This is a genomic window from Pedobacter kyungheensis (genome assembly GCF_000812965.1).
Lineage (GTDB): Bacteria > Bacteroidota > Bacteroidia > Sphingobacteriales > Sphingobacteriaceae > Pedobacter > Pedobacter kyungheensis.
In genome coordinates, this window is the sequence record NZ_JSYN01000035.1 from 1 (window position 1) to 23,328 (window position 23,328).

The window sequence follows — 23,328 nt, forward strand, 5'->3', positions numbered from 1 at the left end:
AGCCTTTATTTTATGCAGAAATTGAAAAATTATTCCCGAAAGCTAGTTGCGAAAAAAGCTGATCGAAAGATCAGAACGGCCAGTTTGCCCCGAAACAGGTGGTCACTTTAAAGCGAAATGGGGTGACAGTTTAAATGCGGAACGGCTGGCCATTTTTGCCGAAATGCCCACTCTGTCAGCATTGTTCACAATGAAATGATTCTTAGTAATCAAGCAGAAGCTATTTATCTTTTATCTCCATGAAAACTCAAGAGTTTATATTTCAGCAGAAGCGATTTACTTATTTCGCTTCAAAATAGCCATCAATCTGGTTTTCAAGATGCTGTTTAAATTGTAAGCTAAACGGTAGTCCCCGATACGCTATCCTAGTTTATTCATTGATTAAGTTTTAAGTTCATCAATCGTTTTTTGAATTAGAAATGGAGCTTTACTCTGAAGCATCTCCGCATAATTTATACTTTGTGCACGGAAGGTATCTACTGCTGTGCAAAATTTTTCTGAAACCTGATGCTCTTCCGAATAATTCTTCATTAGGAACCAGTATAACACTTCGCAGAACATACCCAGCTCCGGTTTTGTAAAGCCTCCTAATTTAGCAATGAGCCATATGGCCCCAACATTTTTCTTTCCATTTTCTTCAAAGCTAAAGACCAAGTTTGGATTGAGGTAAAGCGGTATATTGTCGATTGAATATATCTTGTGAACTTTCTGCACACTTTCGAATTTGGTTATCTCCTCTGGTCGGATTTCCTGGTGGTTGAATTCCTTGAAGTTGGTAAGGATTTCGATGTTGCGACGGTGCATCGATTTTGTTTTTTTGATTTCTGTAGCTTCGACTTTAGCCAAGAGTTCATTGATTTTATCTTCATAAAATTCATCACTATTATGTTTAATAACATTATAGATACAACTCGTGCTGGTGACCCAATAATCACCGCCTCCTTCCTGATTATCCTCTTCCTTTTTTTCTTTGGCTGTACGTGTTTTTAGTTTATAAGCGAAATTGGCTTTTGCCTTATCAGAGATTTTACGATTATACTCTATGAGTTCCTTAATTGTGATTTTTTGCATAATAAAGAGCTTTAATAATCAGCAATTTAAGGTTTTTTATTGTATTTCTATCAATCCCGTTTTTACTAGAAAGATAACTAAGTATTTGGTTGTTGTCAGTATAGTCTTGATGCTTATCGAAAATAATCTTTAAATTCAAGTTGGATTATTTTATCGGTCAAAGAACGTTCATATATAGTGTTTGTTTAAGCGAAACTGGTTAGCCCATTTAGAGCCAAATTGGTCAAGAATTTGATTGTCTGCTTTTTTTAAGAAAATCCAAAATTGGCATAACCATACATATATTAAACTAGAAATCAGAAAAAGATTATCGATGGCGTATCCACCATCAAAATCTTATAATATCATATATTAGCTATAAAATATTGTATAGGAACGAAATGGGTATTTTGGCAAAAGCGTACGCACGTTTCGCCTTTATACAGACATACTGTGTCGCTGCAAACTGGTCGCGCTTATCTTTTAATCGGGATTTCTTCACTCAGTAATTCCATTTATTTTTTTAAGTTCAGGCCAATTACAAGGCTCAGCTATTAAAATACCACTTGATGCGATTTTTGTCTATCTAGTGGGATTTAGATGCTGTGGTGCATCTTTAAGGTGATATTTCGATATGATTTTCCATCAAAGATCCATTGTTCATCTGAAAAAGATGGGTTGGATGTGTACCTGAATTAAATGGATATGGTTGCTTCGAGGGAGAAATAAATTGGAGGTCGACGCCGGTTTTTGTTCAGAGGGAAAGGAACATGTTAGACAACCGCCTGGCATGCAAATTCATGTACAGTTTGGACCGAAAAGGATTGAACCTTTTTCGCTGAAATATGCACTTTGAAAGCAGGTTAAGTTCTTCCCATACGGAATAACCCCCGGGCGATTCTGGAGTAATGCCAAGAGTTGTTTAAATAATCTAACTATTAATAAATGTTGGAGATTTTTAGGGTAATTACGCCCGTCTTGGGTTGATCAACCTTTGTAGGCTAGGATCACCGACATCTAACGTGAGGGCATATCTAAATCGGAGTCTGGGTGGATCAACTTCATCCTTTCGGAAAAACAAGGTTATTTTGCCATCTGTATTAGCGCAGGCATTTACCCCATAGAAATAAGCTGACATATCTTCAATGAGGTTCAATGTGCCATGATAATACTTATCGATAAGTTTGAAAAAATTGGTGCCGTTATATGTTGGTTCTTCAACCACTGCCTCCCCATTATATGCACTTATTTTGAATCTCGGAATTTCAGTATCATAGTCATGCTCGATATCAGCCCTTAGCTGCATAAAATCTTTTTTAAAATCAACCTGGGCTTTTTTGGCAATATCTATGATTTTCAGGTAGCCTTGTTTATACCTGAAATTTTCTGAGAATGTTTTAATATATTTTTCGACTTCAGATTCTTTGTAGAGTAAAAAAGAGCTTACCTTAAAATCACCGTCTTCAAGGAGACCGGATTTCCCAAAATTGTTCAATAACTGCCTACCGGAAATGAAAAATTCTTTGATACGTTTACGTATCAAAATCTCTGGGGTCCTATCAGAACTTGTACTGCCATCTAGGTTTATAGAAAAGTAGGTGCCGTTGTTAACCCCTTGCAGATATTCCTCACGCAGTTTCATCACTTCATGGTAAGTATCGTAGAAATTGGTAAAGTCTTCCTTATTCTTTTTCTCATACAGTTCATACCGGCTTTTCGCTGCAGGCCATCGCTTTCCCATGAACCCCATTTCGGCCATTTTTTCGAAATGCAAAAAAAAGCGGGTTAAAATGCCCTGAGAGGTCCCGTGGTTTGAGATATAATTTATTCCGGATAATAACATTTGCAGTAAGTTTATAAAGTATTACGAAAAAACGTCATTACTTTATTGACCATCCCATTCTTCAGCATCGGACAGGTATTTATCCATCCAGGATTTCATGATATTGCCAACAAATCTGGTCTTCCGGCTTTCTCCAAAAAGACTAAAGGAATTATAACTACGTTTTTTCTGATATTTAATCATTTCCAAATCCCGCATCCTGATTTCAAGGATACTTCTGCTAACCTGGAATATATAAGCCAGTTGAGTAATCACTACTTTATAGTCCCTAATATTACAAGGTTGGTTATCAACCCAAATTGATCCATAATTGCGTATTCCCTCACCAATCTGCCATTTTACCAGTTGAAACATCAAAGAATACTTTGGTATTAATAAACAGGCTGCCAGATAATTAGCCTGCCATTCTATCCAGTGTTTCTCTTTTTCTAATTTATGTTTCTGTGTTGCCCGATCATATTTGGAATCTTCGTGCTGATCATAATCAGTTTGTGTGATTTTAAGATCTTCATGTAACAAGAAATGAGATATTTCATGCATGCATACAAAAGCAAATTGCCCAGTACCCAGCAATTCCGGGTTAATGTGTATGGTTTTGTCTTTTCTTTGATAAAATCCGTTGAGGTGGGATTTGTTTCTCTCAAATGGTACATCTACAAAGAAGCGCAAGCCATGTACTCTTGTGATGTAGTCCATAAAATCATCTAAGGGCAAAGGATTACCTCTGGAAACGACATTTGGATTAAAATCGGTAAGGATTTTCTCGCTAATTCCTTTTATGATAGTTTTTGAAAGGTATTCCAACCCCTCTGTTTTATCCCCTGGTTGTTCCCAGTTTACCTTGGCATTAAGTTCTCTACTTAAAAACTGTTCGATGATCAAATCCCAATCGTTTGAAGTGATATCAATTTCTTCATTCACAAAGAGGGTTTTGATCTCTCGTAATTTCCGAAGCTCTTCATTCAGGGATACTACTGGTAGATCTGATTGCTCTGCACTTTTGCGCTTCTTGTTGAATAAGCGGATATCATGGCTATCAGCATCAACCTTGATCCACATCATGTTCTTATTTTTTAACAGATTATATCCGCCTTCCTGTAAATCGGTGGTGGTGATCAGCACTCCTTTTACATAGAGGCCAGCAACTTGTTGGATTTTAGCGATAAACTCCTCTACGTCGCTAACCGGAATAGGGCCACTATAGTCCTTACATTCTATCAGATATAGAAGATGGCACTGATTTGCGCCAGGGGGAATAACTTTGAGACTTATATCGAATATAATGTTACCTTCTCTGTCATTAGAATAGAAGGGTGCCTTTTGTTCGAGATGGCAAAATTCCGGATTTAAACCAAGACGGCCTTCTTTCACGGCGGTATCCATAATCTGATATGCTTTACCCTCAAAAAGATCCCCTTTTCTTACAGTGTTCATAATGCTAATAATTTTCGTAAATATAGCCATTTGTAAAAATCAATTAACTGACACATAGCACTTTATTTATCAACATTAAAATAGTAAATATATTAGCAAAGGATTTTTTGCTAAAAGTTAGCATTTGTCAATTACAAATCCATTTATTTACTCTTTACAATTTATCGGCTGTTTGGCTAATTTCTACTATTAACATTTTTGGCACCTAAATCCTAAACTCAGGTTTAACTAGAGCACAGTATTGCGTGAGCCACTGAGCCAATAGCAGAATGTTTTAATTATAATCTAGCTATCGAAAAAGTTAATCTTTCATACAAAACAATACTTTTTCATTCAAATAAACAACTTTCACCCTCCAAACAAAGAGCGATTCTGGCGTTAGATTTTCAGAATATTTTTCATATAAAATATCGATAGATATTATAATAAATCTTATTTGTTAACAGATAATAAGTGAAATACCACAATGAAAAATACTTATTTATATGTCCGCGTAAGTACAGACGAACAAAAAAGAAAAGGATATTTTCTTCCAGAACAAGAGGACCATCTATTAAAATATTGCGAATTCAATGGCATTGACGTAATGGGGATCTACTGGTAGGCTGGCTAACAGATATTTATTGCCATAAAAAAAGGAAACAACCCGTTAGAATTGTTTCCTTAAGTAAGTGCTGGAGTCGAACCACACAGTGATTAGTAATTTAAATTCCTTCTAATTTTAAAAGAGAATGATTATATTTACACTATAGCAATTGCAGCTAAAACGTAACGAAATAATTGGTGAGCGATTAGGTGAGTCAAAATCTAAAACCGCAATTATACTATTTAAACGCTGATTTTAGCACTAGGTGCAAATCCCAGCGGGATCACAGAAAGCCTCACAGAAATGTGGGGCTTTTTTGTGTTTAAAAAGTTTGGCAGCATTCACGCCAGCATGAATTTCAAATACATTGCAATAGCAAAAAATATAAACTTAAAATGGCGATAAAATCGCTGATCTCTGCCACCCTCGTTATTCCAAAGGAATCACTTTGTGACAAACCAGGACGATTGGGGTAAAGTACATATGCATTTGGTTTGACTAAGATAACGGTTTTATGATGATTGATGATCCTTACATTCTTTATCGGTTCGTACGCTGGTAGTCAAGTTTCCAATAATCCCGTTTGTGTAAAATTTTCACAAAAAAACACCCTTTTATACTTGTAATGAGTTTCTCAGTCTTATTTGGTGTAAAATTCAGATCCTACCCTTTGCGTAACAATTCTGTTGCGATATGTTTGTGGCACTATACTCTCATATTTAGATTTAAATTAACAATGAAAAAATTAACGCTTAAGAATGGCAAGGCAATAGCTTGCCTGATCCTAACCTTTTTATTTATGGTGCAGGCATGCAGGAAAGACTCTTTGATGCCTAGCTCAAACCTTCTCAATAAAACTATATCGGTTGAGGAAGCCAAACAGTACTTTGAACAAAACATCCTAAAGTTCAAGCCCGGGGTTAAACTCTCCTCAACAGGTCCGATAAAATCAGAAAGGAATGATGGTACCGATACCTCCGATGACAAACTTCCCATGTGGGATGCCTCAAAGTTCAGGGATTTAAGTATAGGTACAAATGCGGTTCTGGCTCCCTTGCATAGGGAGGGGGTGTACGTCCACATCTCGAATAAAAAGATGGTCAAATATGGCTTTCTGAATTACCTTATGATGCATAAGGATGCAGACAATAAAATAATCACTGAGTGGGTGGAGCTGAAGCCTACCGAAAAATGGGTTGATGCTAAATTTTCCAGAAATTATGATGGAAAAATATTGGTAAAAGACTGGGATGGGAAAATAAAGCGCATATATACCTTCAATGATGGAATACTAGTAACAACCAATAAGCTAAAGAAAAATGTATTAGCTTCTTTAAAGGGCAAGACAATAAGTTCAGAGCAGGTTTGTCTGGTTACTACAACCGTCACCATAAAAACAATACCGACACGGTGCCCATGCATGGGGCATACCTATGAACAAATAGGACAATGCGATTGCAGTGTAAAACCAACGCATTCATATTACAGAACCGTTGAGGTAGAAACGACCTATGATTGCGAGATACCCGACGAACCGATCGAGCCTACCCCAGGCGGTTCTGGAGGCACACCTGGTGGTCCAGGTAATCAAGGTGGAGGTTCACCCAACCCAAATGATTACACTCCATTAAACTGTAATCCCGACCCAAATTACACAGTTCCAACTGTGCCGCCGCCACCCGGAACCGAGTATATACTACCCTGTTCGGAACTTGAGATCCCTACAGAAGAACCACCTCTGCCTAGCGATGAGCCGATCGAACCTAAATCATCTGCTGATTTGCTGGTTGAGTGGTTTAACAATGATCCAGATGCCCAGTTGCACTTATCGGATAACGAAATAGCCTATTTGTATGCGAACCCGACAATAGCAAGCGAACTGCTAAATACAACTTTTTCAGAAGCTAAAGAGGTTAAAGAATTTACAAAGTGGGCTATTGCGTATAGTATAAATAATGGTTACAGCGAATACGTTACTTCCCTACTTAATGGCGTTTATGAAAATCAACCAGACGCCGATGCAGAATCAACTTTTACAAACTTTAGTTTTGATAATATTGAAACAAATTTTGCTTTCAGTTCAAATGGAGTTAATGTTTATGGGAATAGTCCCGCACTTCCAGACTACCCCTCTAACCATCCGGTTTCTGCCGCAATTACAGCATATAATCCGTGGATATATTTAGCATTTTCTAATTCAAACAATACCAGCATAAGGCATTTTCATAAACAAGTGAAAGGCCTAGCAGGTAGTGATGGTTGGGGAAAATCGATTGGTGCCATTGGAGAAGGATTGGCAGCAAGCAGAATTACATCCTGGCCAACCTCACCAGGTTTCCAATATAGAGTTGGTTTCATGGCAGGAACTACACATTTGGATGGTTTACAGTGGGGCGTGCTTTTCAAAACCAGTACAGGAATTGGATGGGGATTAAATGTGGTGAATTCAGATCTTAATGGAAATGAAGTAATCACAAAAATGGAAGAGCCGGATGGACCGGAAGTATTTGGTCAGAAAATGGCAAGAATCTCTTATGAGATAAAAACCATCAGTCCTTATAATGACCCCGCTTATCTATGGGCTAGTTTTTCAGAAGGAATAAAACAGGCAGAACATAGGGCCAATAGTTCAGGTATCAGCGCATCGGTCTTAGTGTTTGATACTGACTCTTTTCTTAAATTGAAAAACTCCACATATGGGCCACAATTATTAAATCGGCTGGCAACTATGTTCTCAAGAAAAAATGACAATGGTGAGCAAAAAGTGTATTTAAGGTTGGAGAAAAGTTTGTATGCTGACGCAAGATCTTCATATTTTGCTTTAGCTGGCAGGATTAAAAATTTATCAGAATGAAAATAGTTATTTTAGCCGTATGTTTACTTTTTTCTAATTATTACAGCAGCATGAGCCAATCAATAGATAAAAATCTCGGAATTGTGGTAACCGATTTTGACACTAATTTTTCAGAGTATGTGAAAAAATACGGCCAATTAGAAGTTTTAACCTTGCTTAACCCAGGGCAGACTATTTACCCGCCAGGGGATGTGATGCCGATTAATCCATATTATTATAAATTAACAGAAAAAATTTACCAGTTTAAAAATTTAAAACACCTGAGATTGCAGTGTCTGTATGTCTTAGATTTGCCGAATAACATTACAAAGTGCAAACTGGAAACCCTGGCCATTCCATTCTGTCCTGATTCTAATATGGAGTCTATTGTGGGTAAATTAAAAAAGTGTAAGTATTTAAAAGAAATTGATTTGGTTAATGTAGTTCTACCTGATGACAAAATTGCATTTTTGAAAAAAAGCTTACCTCACATAAAGTTCGTTAACTTGATGGATGACCTTTCTTTTGACGATGAAATTGAAAATTGAAAGAAGGCAGATCATAATATTCTTGGCAAAATGGGAAAAATAAAGTTGGAAATAGATTTTTTTTCTCCTGCTAGTTAAATAATTGTCGAATAATTAACCAATGGATCTAAAACATCTATTTATCCGTAACATTGCTGAAAGGTGCTACAGATTGAGACATAAAAAAGAACGGTCAATAGGCATGCTGTAGTTATCTTCAAAAAAATTGGCTAGTTTTTATTTGTTGCAAGTTATGTTAATGGAACTTTTTTACGTATTTTTAATTAAAGCATTTGTAGCTAAAACGTATTGAAAAAATGGTAAATTATTCGGTGAGTAGATTTTAAAAACACCTCTAAATACTATTTATACGCTGATATTTGGACTAGGTTCGAATCACAGCGGGATCACAGAAAGCCTCACAGAAATGTGGGGCTTTTTTGTGTTTAAAAAGTTTTGGCACCATTCACGGCAGCATGAATTTCAAATGCATTGTAATAGCAAAAAATATAAACTTAAAATGGCGATAAAATCGCTGATCTCTGCCATCCTCGTTATTCCAAAGGAATCATTTTGTGACAAACGAGGACGATTAAGGGTAGGCTGAATAAAAACAAAAGAGCGGCACTCAAGTCCGCCCTTTTATGTAATTCCTATGATCTGATTTTATTTGTATTGAGTAAGATTCAGGAGCCGTCACTTATTGAAATCAATCTATCCTGTTTAATCTTCCATTTACCATTTTCCTTTTGTAAAAAATAAACCATACTGGATGAGCCCCCTCGAGGTGAATAGCCTAATTCCAATATTGAAATCGCTAAATTACCATCGGCACTTATAATAACCGGTGCAAAGACCATTGTTTTTTTTACTTTTCCTTTGATTTTAAACCAGGGCTTACCAGCTGTGGATAGTGAATAGTTAGGAACCACTGAGGTATCAACGCTATTTAAAAAGGTTTTCCATTCAGCCCTTTTCCAAATATTTGATGCCGATGTATCAATACCATCCGGATCTTTAAAATCAAAGTGCCTTATTATATTTTTTTTGGTGGTACCATAGACGGCGTATTTCCCTTCTGTTGATAAGTTTTGCTGTAATAGCTTGTGAATCTTATAAAGCTCAGCATTATCTGTTTGTGCGTTGACCTGTAATCCTACAAAGGATAAGAACAGGAATATAATTAATAATCTCATTAGCAATCTTTTTTAATTGTTGATCCTGGTGAATGTTGGGTTTCTTTAAGTACATTGGATTCGATCCTTGATTTATTTGGCGCAAAACGGTAGGCTTTAGTCTCCATCAGCCCACCCCAGGCCAGATCCGTACAGTATAATAAACTCAAGAGGCCTTCGCAGGTAAGCACAGGCTAGGTTAATATTTATCTTAGCGCTATTTCTATGTTAAATATCTGTTTGTTTGAAAACCTATATAGATTTTCAAACGTAAACAAGGTGAGCGCACTTTTGCTGCTCTCAATCCGGTAGATCATCTTCGCGACTGATAATTGTCCTTGCTGCTGAATACCCAAAATGTGACCGTTGCCAGTCATCCTTTGTTCTTTCCTATTGAACTGCCAGCTAATATCTTTTAAATTAATTGTTTTATTAATGTTACTGATATTTGGCTTTTGAATATAGTTTTCAAACTGAGAGGCAATCTGTTTGCTACGTTTTTCGTAACTACCTGCCAGAAGTTCCATACTTGACAAATCGATAAAACTAAACACCCCCATTAGAAGCAGTTCCTTTTTAAGTACAAGGTTATACAAGCTATCATTGCTTATCTTTAAACGGACTTCTATCGCGTCATTCGGATCCACTATTTTGTAATTATATAAATTAAGTTCGCTGCTGTCATTTCTTAAGAAAAAAGAACTAGAGTTTTTTCTTAACAGCATTTTTCTATTCACAAGATAGATTTCTTGTGTTATGGGCGAAGCCAGGAAAGTTCCCGAAATATCTGACTGGTTAAAAATAGCTGCAATACTAAAATCATTCACCCATACCAGTTGTGCAAACGGGAGGGTATTCTTATAATTGATCACCAGAACAGAATCCTTTCGATTAAACCCGGCCTTAACTTCAAATTTTTCACCAAAGACTGTTGAACTCTGTGCAAATGAACTATAGCCGCTAGCTAAAATTATAGCTATAGCGGCAATTAACCTATTTATTGTGGACATGAAAGTTTGCTCAATTTCCATTTTTTTTATAAGAACAAATAGTATAATAGGATTGGACTTTAAAATACATGTCGTTCAACAAAACTGTTTTTATGAGAAATCGGTAATTGAAATCAATCTATCCTGTTTGACCTTCCATTTACCATTTTCCTTTTGTAAAAAATAAACCATACTGGATGAGGCTCTTCCAAGCGTATTGATTATTTTCAATATTGAAATCGCTAAATTACCATCGTTGCTTATAATAACCGGTGCAAAGACCATTGTTTTTTTTGCTTTTGCTTTGATTTTAAACCATGGTTTACCAGCTGTGGATAGTGAATAGTTAGCAACCACTGAGGTATCCACACTGTTTAGGAAGTTTTTCCACTCAGCCCTTTTCCAGATATTTGATGAAGAGGTATCAATACCATCCGGATCTTTAAAGTCAAAGTTTATCATCACATTTTTTTTGGTGGCACCGTAAACGGCATATTTTCCTTCTGTTGATAAGTTTTGCTGCAATAGCTTGTGAATCTTATAAAGCTCAGCATTATCTGTTTGTGCGTTGACCTGTAATCCTACAAAGGATAAGAACAGGAATATAATTAATAATCTCATTAGCAATCTTTTTTAGTGGTTGATCCTGGTGAATGTTGGGTTTCTTTGAGTACATTGGATTCGATCCTTGATTTATTTGGCGCAGAACACATAGAAGTGCCCGCGTGATAACTATTTAGGCCTATAATATATAGTGGCCGGATAAGCATATACAACAAACAAAGCAATACAGCTACATCCAAAGTATTAATGAATATACTTCTGCGGAAGGGTATTATTAAAGAATACATTATGGCCCCTATAAGGAAACAGGTAAAATTAAAATAAGGGCTATGTAGTTGGCGGTTCTGAATATTTGTATCGCTGTTGAACCAAAATGAACATGAAAAACATAATAACAGTAAGGCTGCACAATACAGACCAGTGGATATCCCTAATAATTTTACTGAATTAAAATACATAAACAATTACACCTTCAATAAACCGGTTTAATTGCCTACGGGATATCCATATATAATGAATAGGCAAGAGTGGCGCAAATATATACATTTAAAAATATTTTTCATACTACTGCCATTGCTAATTACTTATATAGATTAAAATCCTTTATGAAAAGGTCAATATATTACATAGATAGTTATGTTCCATAACAAACTGACGACATTCTTAACCCCAGCGGGATCACAGCTAAGGCAACAAAAAAAGCGCAGTAATCTGCGCTTTTGTTTTTTACTTCCAAATGCCCATCACATCATTTTTTTATCAATAAAACTTAACAATTTATCTCTATAGCCTGCACTTACCGGTAATTTGGTGTCGCCAATTAAAACATGATTATCAATAATCTTTTGCATAAAGTTTATATTCACAATATACGAATTGTGTATGCGCATAAAATTAACCGGTAATTGCATTTCGAGCTGTTTCATGCGCTTATACACTAAAGAATGGCCTTCTGCAGCAACAATATTTACATATTCTTTATTGGCCTCAAAATACAATATTGATTCGTAATTAATTTTCACAACCTGTTTGCCAGACTTAACAAACATACAATCAGCTAAAACATCATGAGTATTAAAATCTACAGGCTGTTTTAGCAAGGCAAAATAATCCTGCACTTTCGTGGCTGCCTGGGCGAAACGCTTAAACGTAATCGGTTTCAGTAAATAATCAAGTCCGTTAAATTCGTATCCTTCCAGCGCATAAGCAGAATATGCTGTAGTATAAATAATAGGCTGGTTTTTAGGTAATACCGTAGCCAGCTCCATCCCCGACATTTCAGGCATCTCAATATCCATAAAAATCAGATCTACAGTTTCTTTACGCAGGTATTCCATTACTTCAAAAGCATCAAAACACTTCTGCTTTAACTGCAAAAAAGGTATTTTACTGATGTGATCTTCCATCAATTTAACCGCATTGGGTTCATCATCAACAACAAGACAACTTATCATTTTAACAGGGTATATTTAAATTAGCGGTAAAACAATTATCTTTTTCTGTAATAGCCAGATCAAATCGGTCAGCATACAATAACTGTAATCTGTTCCGCAGGTTTTGCAAACCTCCCCCAGCCTGTTTTTGTTTTTTTGCTGAAACAATCTGGTTACGCACATTTACAGACAAATATTCAGTATGCCGGACTATATGTAAAACAAGTAAATTGCTGGGGTTACGCTTATCGATACCATGCTTAAATACATTTTCTACCAAAGGCATGATTAACATCGGAGAAACTTTCACCAGCTTGATATCGCCTTCTATCCGGAAGTCTAACTTCAGCGGGTGTCGTATCCGCATTTTCTCCAGATCGATATAGTCGCTGATAAACTGAATTTCTATAGACAGCAACACTTCATTTTTAGGTGCTTCATCTACAAAATAGCGCATAATATTGGATAATTTCTCTAATAATACCGCAGTTTCTGGCGATTGCTTTTGTGCCACATAGTAAATGTTATTAAGTGTATTGAACAGGAAATGAGGTTGAACTTGCGCTTTCAGCAAATCAAGTTCAACCTTTGTAGTATACTCTTTCAATAATTTCTGTTCCTTTCGCACTTTAAAATAATTTAAAGCAAAGCGAAAGAAGATACTAAAAATAAAATTTATTATACAGGAAACCGCAGTTGTTGCATACAACTGCAAACGAGGAATAGTATCAGGCTCATTAGGATAAAAAACGGCAAATGAATAAATTCTGAACTCAACACGTGCAATACAAATAACAAACAATAAAACTAGTGCAAAAAAAACATACGTTACTTTTTTATTCTTCTCATAGAATAAGGGCATTAATCCGTACACATTTGTGTAAACAATAATAATGATAGCTGAAACATTAACAATAGTTGCTATTACCGTCCATAAAAAATTATTAGTCTGCAAGTAAGAGACAAGAGTAAGAATCGTAATAACTATCCAAACAATCCAATGAAGTTGTCGGGAAGCAATATCCCACTTTAAAAACTTTATCATGCTTTCAAATATACCGGTTCCATCACGCCATATCAATCAATTTCAATGAATTACATTGTTTATTCAACAGATAGGTTTGTTTAATATTATAAATAAGTTATTGAAAATGTAACACAAGGGGTTGAATAGTTTTTTTAAAAAAAGTTTATCCATACACATTTGTGATATAAAGCCACAATTGGCTGGCTTTAAAATGAGTAAACATTTTTTAATTATTTAAATTTTTCTTGCTATGAAACTTATTCAAACAAAATTGAACATTGGAATAATCCTCGCCATTCTTTTTACATTAACTTCCTGTAGTAAAAAAGATGATAACGTTGATGGAGGGAATATTGGCGACAAGGTAAAAAAAGCGAAATTTACCGTAACCGTAACCGGTGGCACCGCTAAAAACCTCAGTATCATGGTGGGCGGCGCAAATACCAGCGGTAGCACCAGTACCTGGAAAGTGAACGGTACTGTAATGAATGATGCAGTAGTAATGCTTGAATCTGGTGATTTTCCTGGCACTGCAGCCAAAACTTACACTTTCGAATTACAGCAGCCCGCCAATAACGTTTCGCTTAATATTAATGCCACATCAAATAACAGCTCTACTTACAAAATATACTACAAGACCGAAATAAATGATGTTACAAAAGATGAGGCAACTGTAGATATTACTTCGGCCAAGACCTTTACAAAGCCCCTCCGCTATACAGAATAGTGCCAACTTCCTGTATCAAAACTACGCTACGGAAATTAATATTTCCGTAGCGGCAATTTGGTGACACCAGAAGATTATTAGCCCTGTTTGATGCGCAAAACAGGGTTAAAAGTGGCGGTTAACAACTACCGGTATTGTAAAACAATCTCTAGAAACCTTATGGATGAGGGCAGATGACAAAGCCTAAGCTTAGATGTACTGCACAAAGAAAAATTATTTGACCGGTTTTGAGCGAGTTAAACCTATGAACTGCACAAGGAAATTATTACTGAAGTTTATTACAACCTGTATAATACTGATAAACTATCATAATTTATCAGCTCAACTTGCAGCCAATGCCGCATTTAATATCGATAGTATTATTGAAAACAAAATGGCAAATACCGGAATGGTTGGTATTGGCGCTGCCATTATAATAAATAAGAAATTAGTATGGCAGAAAGGTTACGGATACGCCAATCGGCTAAGTAAAATTCCGTTTACGCCCCAAACCATCATGAATATTGCATCAATAAGTAAAGTAATTACAGGCGCTTGTTTAATGAAGGCCGTAGAACAGGGAAAATTAGATCTCGATACAGATATTAATGCTTATTTATCTTTCAAGATTGTAAACCCCTATTTTCCGCATGATAAAATTACCTTAAGAATGCTGGCCACGCATACATCCAGCCTTGCAGACCGTTATCCATTTTATACGGATAGCACGTATTTCTATGGTAAGGATGCTCCTGAACCATTGAGCGAGTTCCTAAAAGCCTATTTTGTGCCAGGTGGAAAATACTATTCACAGGAAAATTTCCTGCATCACAAACCAGGTACCTATCGCGATTATGCCAATACCGGCGCAGCTCTGGCTGGTTATATAGTGGAATTGAAAACCGGGGAAAAATTAAATGTTTTTAGCCGGAAGTATATCTTTAAGCCACTTAAGATGGAAAATACCGGATGGTTTTTGGCAGAAATCGATACCAATAGCCATTCCAGATTATACAGCAAGCAAGGCGAACACATCAATCAAATCCCATTATACGGTACAACTACATACCCAGATGGCGGTACGCGTACCTCGGTAGCTGAACTCTCCAGGTTCTTTATTGCTTTACTAAATGAAGGGGCCTATAACGGAATAAGGATCTTAAAAAAGAAATCGGTAGCTGAAATGCTTCGCTTTCAGTTTACTCAAGCAAACAAACCCGAAAATGTAAATCCGGATAACCTTAACTCAGGTATTTTTTGGGCAACAAAAATGGGTGGCACCAGAATTGGACATAATGGGTCTGATCCTGGGGTAAGAACATTTATGCTCGCTGACTTAACTAAAGCAATTGGTATTATATTATTCGTTAATACCTCATTAGGTGAAAAAGAAGAAAGTATCTATTTTAATATCTACAACGAGCTTTATAGATATGCAAAGACCCGTGACACAGTCTATTGAATAGACCCGACAAGCATAAAACTAACACCTGCAAGCATAAAACTAACGCCTGCAAGCATAGAACTAACGCCTACAAGCATAGAACGGATCTGCTAAGGGATCACTCCTCGCCGTCACCCTGAACTTCTGCCACTCATATATCCGTCACCCTGAACTTCCGCCCGGCTGGTTGGACGGGTGTTTCAGGGTCTCTTCTTTACTGCATTAAACCATAGAGGGATACTTCGCTGCGCTCAGCATGACAATGCGGAATAAAGAATTCCCGCCTACGCGGAAATGACGGATCTGCTAAGGGATCACTCCTCGCCGTCACCCTGAACTTCCGCCACTCATATATCCGTCACCCTGAACTTGATTCAGGGTCTCTTATTGAGAAGTGCGAACTAAAGAGAGGTGCTGAAACAAGTTCAGCATGACGGCGAGGCGGATCTGCACCCTGCCCTCCGGCATAGGAGATGATGGCAGGAGAAGCTGTTGAAACTTATGCACAGCCCCACAATACCCCACGGAACCAAAACAGAGGCAAAAACGATTTTTCTTCGTTCCTAGCCGCTGTTGCCAATAAAGTTTCGACTAGCTTATCCAACATCAGATCCAAGCCTTGATTTTTTGTTACTTTTTCATCAAGGAAAAAGTAAGAGCCCCCGCGGCGGCGAGCGGAAGAAAGCCCGTGCACACGGCATAGATAGCGAAAGCATTACGATTCCCGCCTGCGCGGGAATGACGGATTTGCTAAGGGATTGGAAATACTCTTCTAAACAGATTGCTTCAGCTCGCACAACCCTGCTTCGCAATGACGAATCGCGGAAAACAAAAAACCTATAAGATCATTACAATCCTATAGGTTTCTTTGTGCTTTTTGGTTAAACAGATTTGTCTGTGCAAATACCCAAAGCATTAAGATTGCTTCGTTCCTCGCAATGACGAATTACTAATTCCATCCTCCCCCTAACGACCTATACAAACCCACTACCGCATTTAACTGCTCCGCTTTAATCGTTGCCAGTTCCAGTTCGCTTTGCAGCAGGTTGCCTTGTGCCGTAATTACCTCCAAATAGTTGGCCATACCGCTTTTAAACAACAAGCTGGCATTGCGCGAAGCCTCCTGTAACGTTTGTGCTCTTTTTTCGGCAATGCTGTACTGATCTTTCAGTTTCTCTACTTTAGTAAGCTCATCAGAAACTTCTCCCACCGCATTTAAAACCGACTGACGAAACTGAATTACCGACTTCTCGCGGTCTATCTTAGCCAGTTCCAAATTTGCTTTCAGCTGTCCGCGTTGAAAAATAGGTTGCGTAATCCCGCCCGATACCAGGCCGAACAACGAAGCCGGCACGTTGAACCAGTTACTTGCTTTAAAAGAGTTAACCCCACCACTTGCCGTAATCACCAGCGAAGGGTACAAACTCGCTTTCGCCACCCCTACTTTAGCATTCGCTACATCCAGTGCCAGTTCGGCACTTTTAATATCCGGCCTGCGGCTCAACATCGCCGAAGGGAAACCTGCATTTAAATTAGCAGGGATACTCATTTTATCTAAGCGACTGGCACGGTTAATCGTTTTGGGCAAAGTACCAATCAGTACGCTTAAAGCATTTTCCTGTAAGGCTACATTCTGCTCCAGGCGTGGTACCAGTTGTGCTGCAACCAGCTGTTGTGCCTGTGCCTGCTGTATCGCCAGCGAAGTTACCTGACCCGCATCAAACTGCAGGTTAATAATCCGCAGTGTGCTGTCGTTCAGCTTTAAGTTTTTGCGGGCAATTTCCAGTTGTGCATCCAGCATCAGCAAGTTATAATAACCCTGTGCCACATTGGCCACCAAACGCGTTTGTACCGCTTTGCGTGCTTCGGCAGTTTGTAAAAAGCTGGCTAAAGCACCTGCCTTTTGGTTGCGGATTTTTCCCCAGATATCCGCTTCCCAGAATAAGCCCAGGTTGGCACTGTAATCTTCAATATGCGTAGAGCCTGTAAACTGGTTTAAACTCAATCCGTTTAAACTGTTATCAGACGGGCGACTCGAACTGGCCGTAACCTGTAGCTTCAGCTCAGGTATATTGCCCAGTTTCGATTGTGTAAACAACACTTCAGCCGCATCGATATTTTTCAATGCAATTTGCATGTCGTAATTTTTGGCCAGCGCCGTATCAATCAGGTTTTGTACCGTAAGGTCGTTAATAAAACTCTTCAGCGGCATATCGCCAACGCTTGATGAGTCCTGAGGCACTGCATTTCTAAACATTTTAGGCGCCAAACCTTCAGGCAGGGCCAGGTCTTTAGAAACCGAACATCCGCTCCACACCAAAGCAAGGAGCAGGATGGTATATAGATTAAACCGTTTCATAAACTGCATGATTATTATTTACCGGTTCTTCATGGTGATGAACAACCGCTTTTTCTTTTTTAGATATTTTTTCCTGTAAAGCCTGGAAGATGACAAAGAGTACCGGAATGATAAATAAACCTAATACCACACCCGATACCATCCCTCCGGCAGCACCAATACTGATAGAATGGTTACCCTGTGCCGACGGACCCGTTGCAATACTCATCGGGAACAAACCAAACACAAAGGCCAGTGAAGTCATGATAATTGGCCTGATCCTTAAGCGTGCCGCTTCTATCGCCGAATCGAACAGGCTCAGCCCTGCCCTTCGTCGCTGAACCGCAAACTCTACAATCAGGATGGCGTTCTTAGCCAGCAAACCGATGAGCATAATCAGCGCTACCTGTACATAAATGTTGTTTTCGATACCGGTTAAGCCCAATACCACAAACACACCAAATACGCCCGTAGGGATAGAAAGGATTACCGCCAATGGCAGGATATAACTTTCATACTGTGCCGATAACAGGAAGTACACAAATACCAGACAAAGCAGGAAGATCACGGTCGATTGTCCGCCCGAAGAAATTTCCTCGCGGGTTTGGCCCGAGAATTCGTAGGCATAACCTGTTGGCAATTGTTCTTTAGCCGTTTCTTCGATTGCTTTAATCGCATCACCCGAGCTGAAACCCGGTTTAGGGATGGCATTTACCTCGATAGAGTTAAACAGGTTATAACGCGAAGCCGTTTCAGAACCATATACACGGGTTAATTTAACCAGGGTACTCACCGGTACGCTTTCGCCATCTTTGTTTTTCACAAACACCCGGTCAATACTCGCCGGGTCGGTCCTGTCGGCAATATCAGCCTGCACCACTACCCGGTAGTATTTACCAAAGCGGTTAAAATCTGAAGCCTGCGCCGTACCAAAATAAGTTTGCATGGTTTGCAAAATATCTTTCACACTTACGCCCAGCTGATCGGCCTTTTCGTTATTCACATCCAGTTGCAACTGCGGATAATCTGCTTTGTATGAAGTAAAGGCAAAGGCAATGGCTGGTTTAGCCATTAATTTGGCGATAAAGTTATTGGCTACACCACTAAATTTATCCAGCCGGCCGTTCGTTTTATCCTGCAACATCACATTCATCGCTTCCACGTTACTGAAGCCCGGTACTGTAGGGAAACTGAATACAAAGAAAGTACCCGCAGATATAGCGGCCATTTTAGCCCTTACAATATTCTGGATTTCGTCGATGTTTTTTACTGCACCCCTTTCTTCATTCGGTTTTAACAATAAGAAAATCTGTCCGGCCGAAGGACTGTTCGATGCAGTTAAGAAGTTATAACCTGCCAGCGACATTACAAACCTCGCCGATGGCATGGCACGCAATTCTTTTTCGGCCTGTTGCAATATTTTATTGGTATTGGCTAACGAAGTTCCCGAAGGACTGGCTACCGCAATCGCCACAAAGCCCTGATCCTCTGTTGGGATAAAACCGGTTTTCGTTCTGCTCACCAGTAAAACCGTAAGCGCAATAATGATAGCCAAACCAGCCATGCTGATCCATTTATTGCGGATAAGCACTTTTAAGCCGCCAATATAACGGTTGGTCATGTAATTAAAACCACCGTTAAAGCCTGCATAAAACTTCTCTACAAAGCCTTTTTTAGGGGCATGGTGATCGCCTTCAGCATGTTTGTTCTTTAAAAATAAGGCTGCCAGCGCCGGACTTAAAGTTAAAGCGTTAACCGCCGAGATAATGATGGCGATGGCCATGGTTAAGGCAAACTGTTTGTAAAAGATCCCTGTAGAACCGGTCATAAAACCTACGGGTAAAAATACCGCCGCCATTACGAGGGTAATCGATATAATTGCCCCGGTAATTTCGTTCATGGCCTCGGTAGTGGCTACCTTAGGGCTCATGCCGGGATTTTCTTCCATTTTGGCATGCACCGCTTCTACCACCACAATCGCATCATCTACCACAATACCAATGGCCAGTACAAGGGCAAACAAGGTTAACAGGTTAACCGAGAAACCGAACAGTTGCATAAAAAAGAAGGTACCAATAATCGCCACCGGTACTGCAATAGCCGGAATTAAGGTCGATCTGAAATCCTGAAGGAAAATAAATACTACGATAAATACCAGTAAAAAGGCTTCGATCAAAGTATGTTCCACCTGGTTAATCGATTCGTCCAAATCCGTTTTGGTACGGTAAAACTGGTTGAATTTAATTCCAGCAGGAAAATCTTTCGATAGTTTGGCCATCAGTTTATCAATCGCAATCTGGATTTCGTTGGCATTCGAGCCCGATAACTGAATTACCCCAATCGTAATCCCATCACGACCGTTTAAACGGTTAACACTGCTGTAACTGTAAGCACCCAATTCCACGCGGGCTACATCTTTTACGCGCAATATCGAACCATCAGCATTAGAACGGATCGCAATGTTTTCGTACTCCTCTGGCTTGGTAAGCTTACCTTTATATTTAATTACATATTCGAAAGCCTCGTTACTGCGTTCGCCCAAACGGCCCGGTGCTGCTTCCAGGTTTTTATCTTGTATGGCACGCATTACTTCGTTAGGGGTAATCTTATAGGTAGCCAGCTGACTTGGGTTTAACCAGATCCGCATCGAATAATCTTTAATCCCGCCAAATACACTGGCAGAACCTACCCCCGGAATACGTTTAATTTCAGGGATGATATTAATTTGTGCATAGTTGTTAACGAAAACCGCATCGTATTTTTTAGGATCTTCGGAGTACACCCCAATTGCACCAATAAAGCTGTTTTGCTGTTTCGTAGTGGTAATACCATATTGTACTACCTCGGCCGGTAACTGGCTCGTAGCCTGCGAAACCCGGTTTTGCACGTTAACGGCAGCCTGATCCGGGTTGGTACCTTGCTGAAAGTAAACCGTGATGGCCAGCGTACCATCGTTACTGGCAGAGGAAGTCATGTAGGTCATGTTTTCCACACCATTAATTGCTTCCTCCAATGATGGAGTTACCGAACGTAATATTGTTTCGGCATTAGCCCCCGGATACACAGCAGTTACCAATACCGATGGAGGCGCGATATTAGGAAACCGCTCTAAGGGTAACTTTGTTAGGCCCAGTATACCAACTATTACCAATAAAATGGAAATAACAGTTGAAAGTACCGGCCTGTTTATAAATTTCTGAAACATGACTTTAATAGTTTTTTGTTCTTATTTTTTTGTATTGGCAACAGCTACTTTATCTGCTGCTTTTTGAGGTTGGATCACCATGCCCTCCTGTAACTTATCAATGCCGCTTAACACAATCTGGTCGCCTACTTTAACGCCCTCTTTAATCAGGTAATTTTCGCCGGCTTTACCCACAATCGTAATGGCTTGTTTTTTAACCTTACTGCTGTCGCCAAGAGTAAACACAAATACTTTATCCTGCATTTCAACCGTTGCCGATTGTGGTACCAGGATGGCATCATTATGCAATAAACCCAAACGGATTTTACCGGTATTACCCGAGCGCAATACGCCATTGGCATTCGGGAAACTGGCCCTTAATGTAATGGCACCTGTGTTTTTATCAAACTGGCCGTCAATCATGTCTATCTTACCCTTAACCGGATAAGTAGAATTATCGGCCAGTACAAGTTCTACCGCAGGTAAGTGCTTAATCCTGTCGGCAGGGCTATTGCCCGGGTAATTGTTGTTAAAGCTGTTGAAGTCGTTTTCGGCCAGCGAGAAATACACATGCACTTCGTGAATATCCGATAACTGTGTTAGCGCAGTCTGGTCTGCCGGAGAAACCAAACTTCCTTGTTTTTTCGGGATCCGGCCAATATAACCGCTTACAGTAGCCTTCACATTGGTATAACCCAGGTTAATTTGTGCCGAAGCTACATTGGCTTTAGCTTGCTCCGCATTGGCTTGTGCAATTTTGTAGGCAGTTTTAGCTGTTTTTAACTGAATATCAGAAACAACCTTATTTTGCACCAGTGGCGTTAACTTATCTACCTCCAGCTGGGCGTTTAAAATAGCGGCTTCAGCAGCATGTAAACTTGCTTTGGCATTGTTTAAAGCCTCGCGATAAGGGTTTTCGTTAATTTTAAAAAGCGTTTGACCGGCAGTAACATAAGCACCTTCGTTAACCAGCACACTTTGTAAATAACCACTTACCTGTGGACGTACATCAATATCAACCGCACCTTGTATAGATGCCGGATATTCGATATAAGTAGTTTCAGCGCCTCCGTTAACCGAACTTACCGGTAAAACGGGTGGCGGAGGCGCAGCAGCACCTTGCTGGGGTGCCGATTTGCAGCTCGCCAGTACAATGGCCGCAAAAGCGAGCGCGAAAGTATATTTAACAAATGTAAATCGTTTAACAGTGTTAAATAATAAAAACAAACGATGTAGAGATTTCATATGATTTTAAATTATAATGGATTTAAGATGTATAAACTATTTAACAGTGTTAAATAGCAGGGTAAAAAAAAATTAACTATTAATAGATAAGGTAATTCCCTTAATAGCGTCTTTTAAAATTTGCTGGTTCAGCTCGTTGGTTGTTCTCCCGTCGGGGCGTACCAGGTTGATGGAGATCAAACCGTGTATTATAGACCAATAGGTGTAGTACTTTCTACAGATATCATCGTCTGATACCGGCTTTTTATCGAATAAGGACTCAATTACATCGCCCAGCATACCGCCCACATTTTCTGCTTCGGGTAACGAGTTTTTAACGGTGCAACAAACCATATCCACACCGTACATCAACTGATAAAATTCTTTATGTGCAAAGGCGAAGTTCCAGTAAGCAATCCACATCGCTTCCATCTGGTCGGCTGGTGCTTCGTGCTGGTCGCGGGCTTCGCGAATGTCTTTGGCCAGCATCAGGTATCCTCTTCGGGTCAACTCAAGCAGGATGCCTTCTTTGTTAGAAAAATATTCGTAAATAATCGGTGCAGTATATTCGATCTGATCGGCAATTTTACGCATACTCAATGCCTGCCAGCCTTCTGTTTGAACAATGTTCAAGGCAGCATCCAGAATTTTGGCTCTGGTTTCATCTTTTAAACGTAGTATTCTTTCTTTGCTTCCCATGACTGGAATATAAGGTGTAAATAATCTAACACCGTTAAGCAAATGTAGAACCAATTCCAGAATTCACCATCATGCAATTGTCAAATAGAAATTCGCAGCGTTAAAACAGGCCTAAATTACGTTTAAACGAGCTTTTTAAATTCTGCCAATATCTGGGAGAATATTTTTACCATTATTTTTCATGCCTGACAGGACCTGACATTTTTTGTATCTCTGACACTTATCCTTTCCTTGTTTGTCATCCTGAGCCTGTCGAAGGACCTTAGTTAACT

General features: G+C 39.0%; 17 protein-coding genes. 5 read left to right on the top strand and 12 right to left on the bottom strand.

Going from position 1 to position 23,328, the window contains the following annotated elements; all coding sequences use genetic code 11:
- Positions 1-381 precede the first annotated feature (381 nt).
- From OC25_RS23165 to OC25_RS23175, 3 genes are all read right to left on the bottom strand, one after another.
- A complete protein-coding gene (locus tag OC25_RS23165; RefSeq protein WP_039481486.1) occupies positions 382-1,071 on the bottom strand; it encodes a hypothetical protein in 690 nt (229 codons plus the stop codon).
- Positions 1,072-2,017: 946 nt separating this feature from the next.
- Entirely contained in the window at positions 2,018-2,893 is an 876-nt protein-coding gene (locus OC25_RS23170) for a hypothetical protein (RefSeq protein WP_039481489.1), read from the bottom strand.
- Positions 2,894-2,935: 42 nt separating this feature from the next.
- A complete protein-coding gene (locus OC25_RS23175; protein ID WP_167335431.1) occupies positions 2,936-4,327 on the bottom strand; it encodes an ImmA/IrrE family metallo-endopeptidase in 1,392 nt (463 codons plus the stop codon).
- 466 nt (positions 4,328-4,793) lie between these two features.
- Between OC25_RS23175 and OC25_RS28035 the strand changes: the two genes are divergently transcribed.
- The 3 genes from OC25_RS28035 to OC25_RS23185 all read left to right on the top strand — a co-directional run bounded on the left by OC25_RS28035 (position 4,794) and on the right by OC25_RS23185 (position 8,294).
- The gene (locus tag OC25_RS28035; protein ID WP_156131567.1) at positions 4,794-4,931 is read left to right on the top strand and encodes a recombinase family protein; all 138 of its coding nucleotides are present in this window, start codon (positions 4,794-4,796) and stop codon (positions 4,929-4,931) included.
- A gap of 718 nt (positions 4,932-5,649) precedes the next feature.
- Positions 5,650-7,767, top strand: coding sequence for a hypothetical protein (locus OC25_RS23180; protein WP_039481495.1), 2,118 nt, complete (start codon positions 5,650-5,652; stop codon positions 7,765-7,767).
- Positions 7,764-8,294 (top strand): hypothetical protein, encoded by a 531-nt coding sequence (locus tag OC25_RS23185; protein ID WP_039481498.1) that lies wholly within the window; start codon positions 7,764-7,766, stop codon positions 8,292-8,294. The genes OC25_RS23180 and OC25_RS23185 overlap by 4 nt, the downstream gene beginning before the upstream one ends.
- A 665-nt stretch (positions 8,295-8,959) precedes the next feature.
- Here OC25_RS23185 and OC25_RS23190 read toward each other — a convergent pair.
- The 5 genes from OC25_RS23190 to OC25_RS23210 all read right to left on the bottom strand — a co-directional run bounded on the left by OC25_RS23190 (position 8,960) and on the right by OC25_RS23210 (position 13,479).
- Positions 8,960-9,469 (bottom strand): hypothetical protein, encoded by a 510-nt coding sequence (locus OC25_RS23190; protein WP_039481502.1) that lies wholly within the window; start codon positions 9,467-9,469, stop codon positions 8,960-8,962.
- Positions 9,470-9,654: 185 nt separating this feature from the next.
- Positions 9,655-10,479, bottom strand: a complete 825-nt coding sequence (locus tag OC25_RS23195) for a hypothetical protein (RefSeq protein WP_039481505.1) — start codon at positions 10,477-10,479, stop codon at positions 9,655-9,657.
- A 69-nt stretch (positions 10,480-10,548) separates the two neighbouring features.
- Complete coding sequence (locus tag OC25_RS23200) at positions 10,549-11,058, bottom strand: hypothetical protein (RefSeq protein ID WP_039481508.1); 510 nt, start codon at positions 11,056-11,058, stop codon at positions 10,549-10,551.
- Positions 11,059-11,744: 686 nt separating this feature from the next.
- Positions 11,745-12,455, bottom strand: coding sequence for a LytR/AlgR family response regulator transcription factor (locus OC25_RS23205; protein WP_039481512.1), 711 nt, complete (start codon positions 12,453-12,455; stop codon positions 11,745-11,747).
- Position 12,456: 1 nt separating this feature from the next.
- Positions 12,457-13,479, bottom strand: coding sequence for a sensor histidine kinase (locus OC25_RS23210; protein ID WP_039481515.1), 1,023 nt, complete (start codon positions 13,477-13,479; stop codon positions 12,457-12,459).
- A 232-nt stretch (positions 13,480-13,711) separates the two neighbouring features.
- Between OC25_RS23210 and OC25_RS23215 the strand changes: the two genes are divergently transcribed.
- Entirely contained in the window at positions 13,712-14,188 is a 477-nt protein-coding gene (locus tag OC25_RS23215) for a hypothetical protein (RefSeq protein ID WP_039481517.1), read from the top strand.
- Positions 14,189-14,432: 244 nt separating this feature from the next.
- Positions 14,433-15,629 carry a serine hydrolase domain-containing protein gene (locus tag OC25_RS23220; protein WP_082018699.1) on the top strand — a complete coding sequence of 399 codons (1,197 nt, stop codon included), beginning with the start codon at positions 14,433-14,435 and terminating at the stop codon, positions 15,627-15,629.
- Between the two features lie 931 nt (positions 15,630-16,560).
- Here the strand turns inward: OC25_RS23220 and OC25_RS23225 are convergent.
- The 4 genes from OC25_RS23225 to OC25_RS23240 form a co-directional block, all read right to left on the bottom strand.
- A complete protein-coding gene (locus OC25_RS23225; RefSeq protein WP_039481702.1) occupies positions 16,561-17,970 on the bottom strand; it encodes an efflux transporter outer membrane subunit in 1,410 nt (469 codons plus the stop codon).
- Positions 17,957-21,154, bottom strand: coding sequence for an efflux RND transporter permease subunit (locus OC25_RS23230; protein WP_039481519.1), 3,198 nt, complete (start codon positions 21,152-21,154; stop codon positions 17,957-17,959). Before OC25_RS23230 ends, OC25_RS23225 begins: the two co-directional genes overlap by 14 nt.
- A 21-nt stretch (positions 21,155-21,175) precedes the next feature.
- Entirely contained in the window at positions 21,176-22,378 is a 1,203-nt protein-coding gene (locus OC25_RS23235) for an efflux RND transporter periplasmic adaptor subunit (RefSeq protein WP_039481521.1), read from the bottom strand.
- 72 nt (positions 22,379-22,450) lie between these two features.
- Positions 22,451-23,056 carry a TetR/AcrR family transcriptional regulator gene (locus OC25_RS23240; protein ID WP_039481523.1) on the bottom strand — a complete coding sequence of 202 codons (606 nt, stop codon included), beginning with the start codon at positions 23,054-23,056 and terminating at the stop codon, positions 22,451-22,453.
- Positions 23,057-23,328 lie beyond the last annotated feature (272 nt).

Coding starts and splice junctions, on each gene's coding strand:
- OC25_RS23165 (WP_039481486.1), bottom strand. CDS start 1,071: ATGCAAAAAATCACAATTAAGGAACTCATAGAGTATAATCGTAAAATC.
- OC25_RS23170 (WP_039481489.1), bottom strand. CDS start 2,893: ATGTTATTATCCGGAATAAATTATATCTCAAACCACGGGACCTCTCAG.
- OC25_RS23175 (WP_167335431.1), bottom strand. CDS start 4,327: ATGAACACTGTAAGAAAAGGGGATCTTTTTGAGGGTAAAGCATATCAG.
- OC25_RS28035 (WP_156131567.1), top strand. CDS start 4,794: ATGAAAAATACTTATTTATATGTCCGCGTAAGTACAGACGAACAAAAA.
- OC25_RS23180 (WP_039481495.1), top strand. CDS start 5,650: ATGAAAAAATTAACGCTTAAGAATGGCAAGGCAATAGCTTGCCTGATC.
- OC25_RS23185 (WP_039481498.1), top strand. CDS start 7,764: ATGAAAATAGTTATTTTAGCCGTATGTTTACTTTTTTCTAATTATTAC.
- OC25_RS23190 (WP_039481502.1), bottom strand. CDS start 9,469: ATGAGATTATTAATTATATTCCTGTTCTTATCCTTTGTAGGATTACAG.
- OC25_RS23195 (WP_039481505.1), bottom strand. CDS start 10,479: ATGGAAATTGAGCAAACTTTCATGTCCACAATAAATAGGTTAATTGCC.
- OC25_RS23200 (WP_039481508.1), bottom strand. CDS start 11,058: ATGAGATTATTAATTATATTCCTGTTCTTATCCTTTGTAGGATTACAG.
- OC25_RS23205 (WP_039481512.1), bottom strand. CDS start 12,455: ATGATAAGTTGTCTTGTTGTTGATGATGAACCCAATGCGGTTAAATTG.
- OC25_RS23210 (WP_039481515.1), bottom strand. CDS start 13,479: ATGATAAAGTTTTTAAAGTGGGATATTGCTTCCCGACAACTTCATTGG.
- OC25_RS23215 (WP_039481517.1), top strand. CDS start 13,712: ATGAAACTTATTCAAACAAAATTGAACATTGGAATAATCCTCGCCATT.
- OC25_RS23220 (WP_082018699.1), top strand. CDS start 14,433: ATGAACTGCACAAGGAAATTATTACTGAAGTTTATTACAACCTGTATA.
- OC25_RS23225 (WP_039481702.1), bottom strand. CDS start 17,970: ATGAAACGGTTTAATCTATATACCATCCTGCTCCTTGCTTTGGTGTGG.
- OC25_RS23230 (WP_039481519.1), bottom strand. CDS start 21,154: ATGTTTCAGAAATTTATAAACAGGCCGGTACTTTCAACTGTTATTTCC.
- OC25_RS23235 (WP_039481521.1), bottom strand. CDS start 22,378: ATGAAATCTCTACATCGTTTGTTTTTATTATTTAACACTGTTAAACGA.
- OC25_RS23240 (WP_039481523.1), bottom strand. CDS start 23,056: ATGGGAAGCAAAGAAAGAATACTACGTTTAAAAGATGAAACCAGAGCC.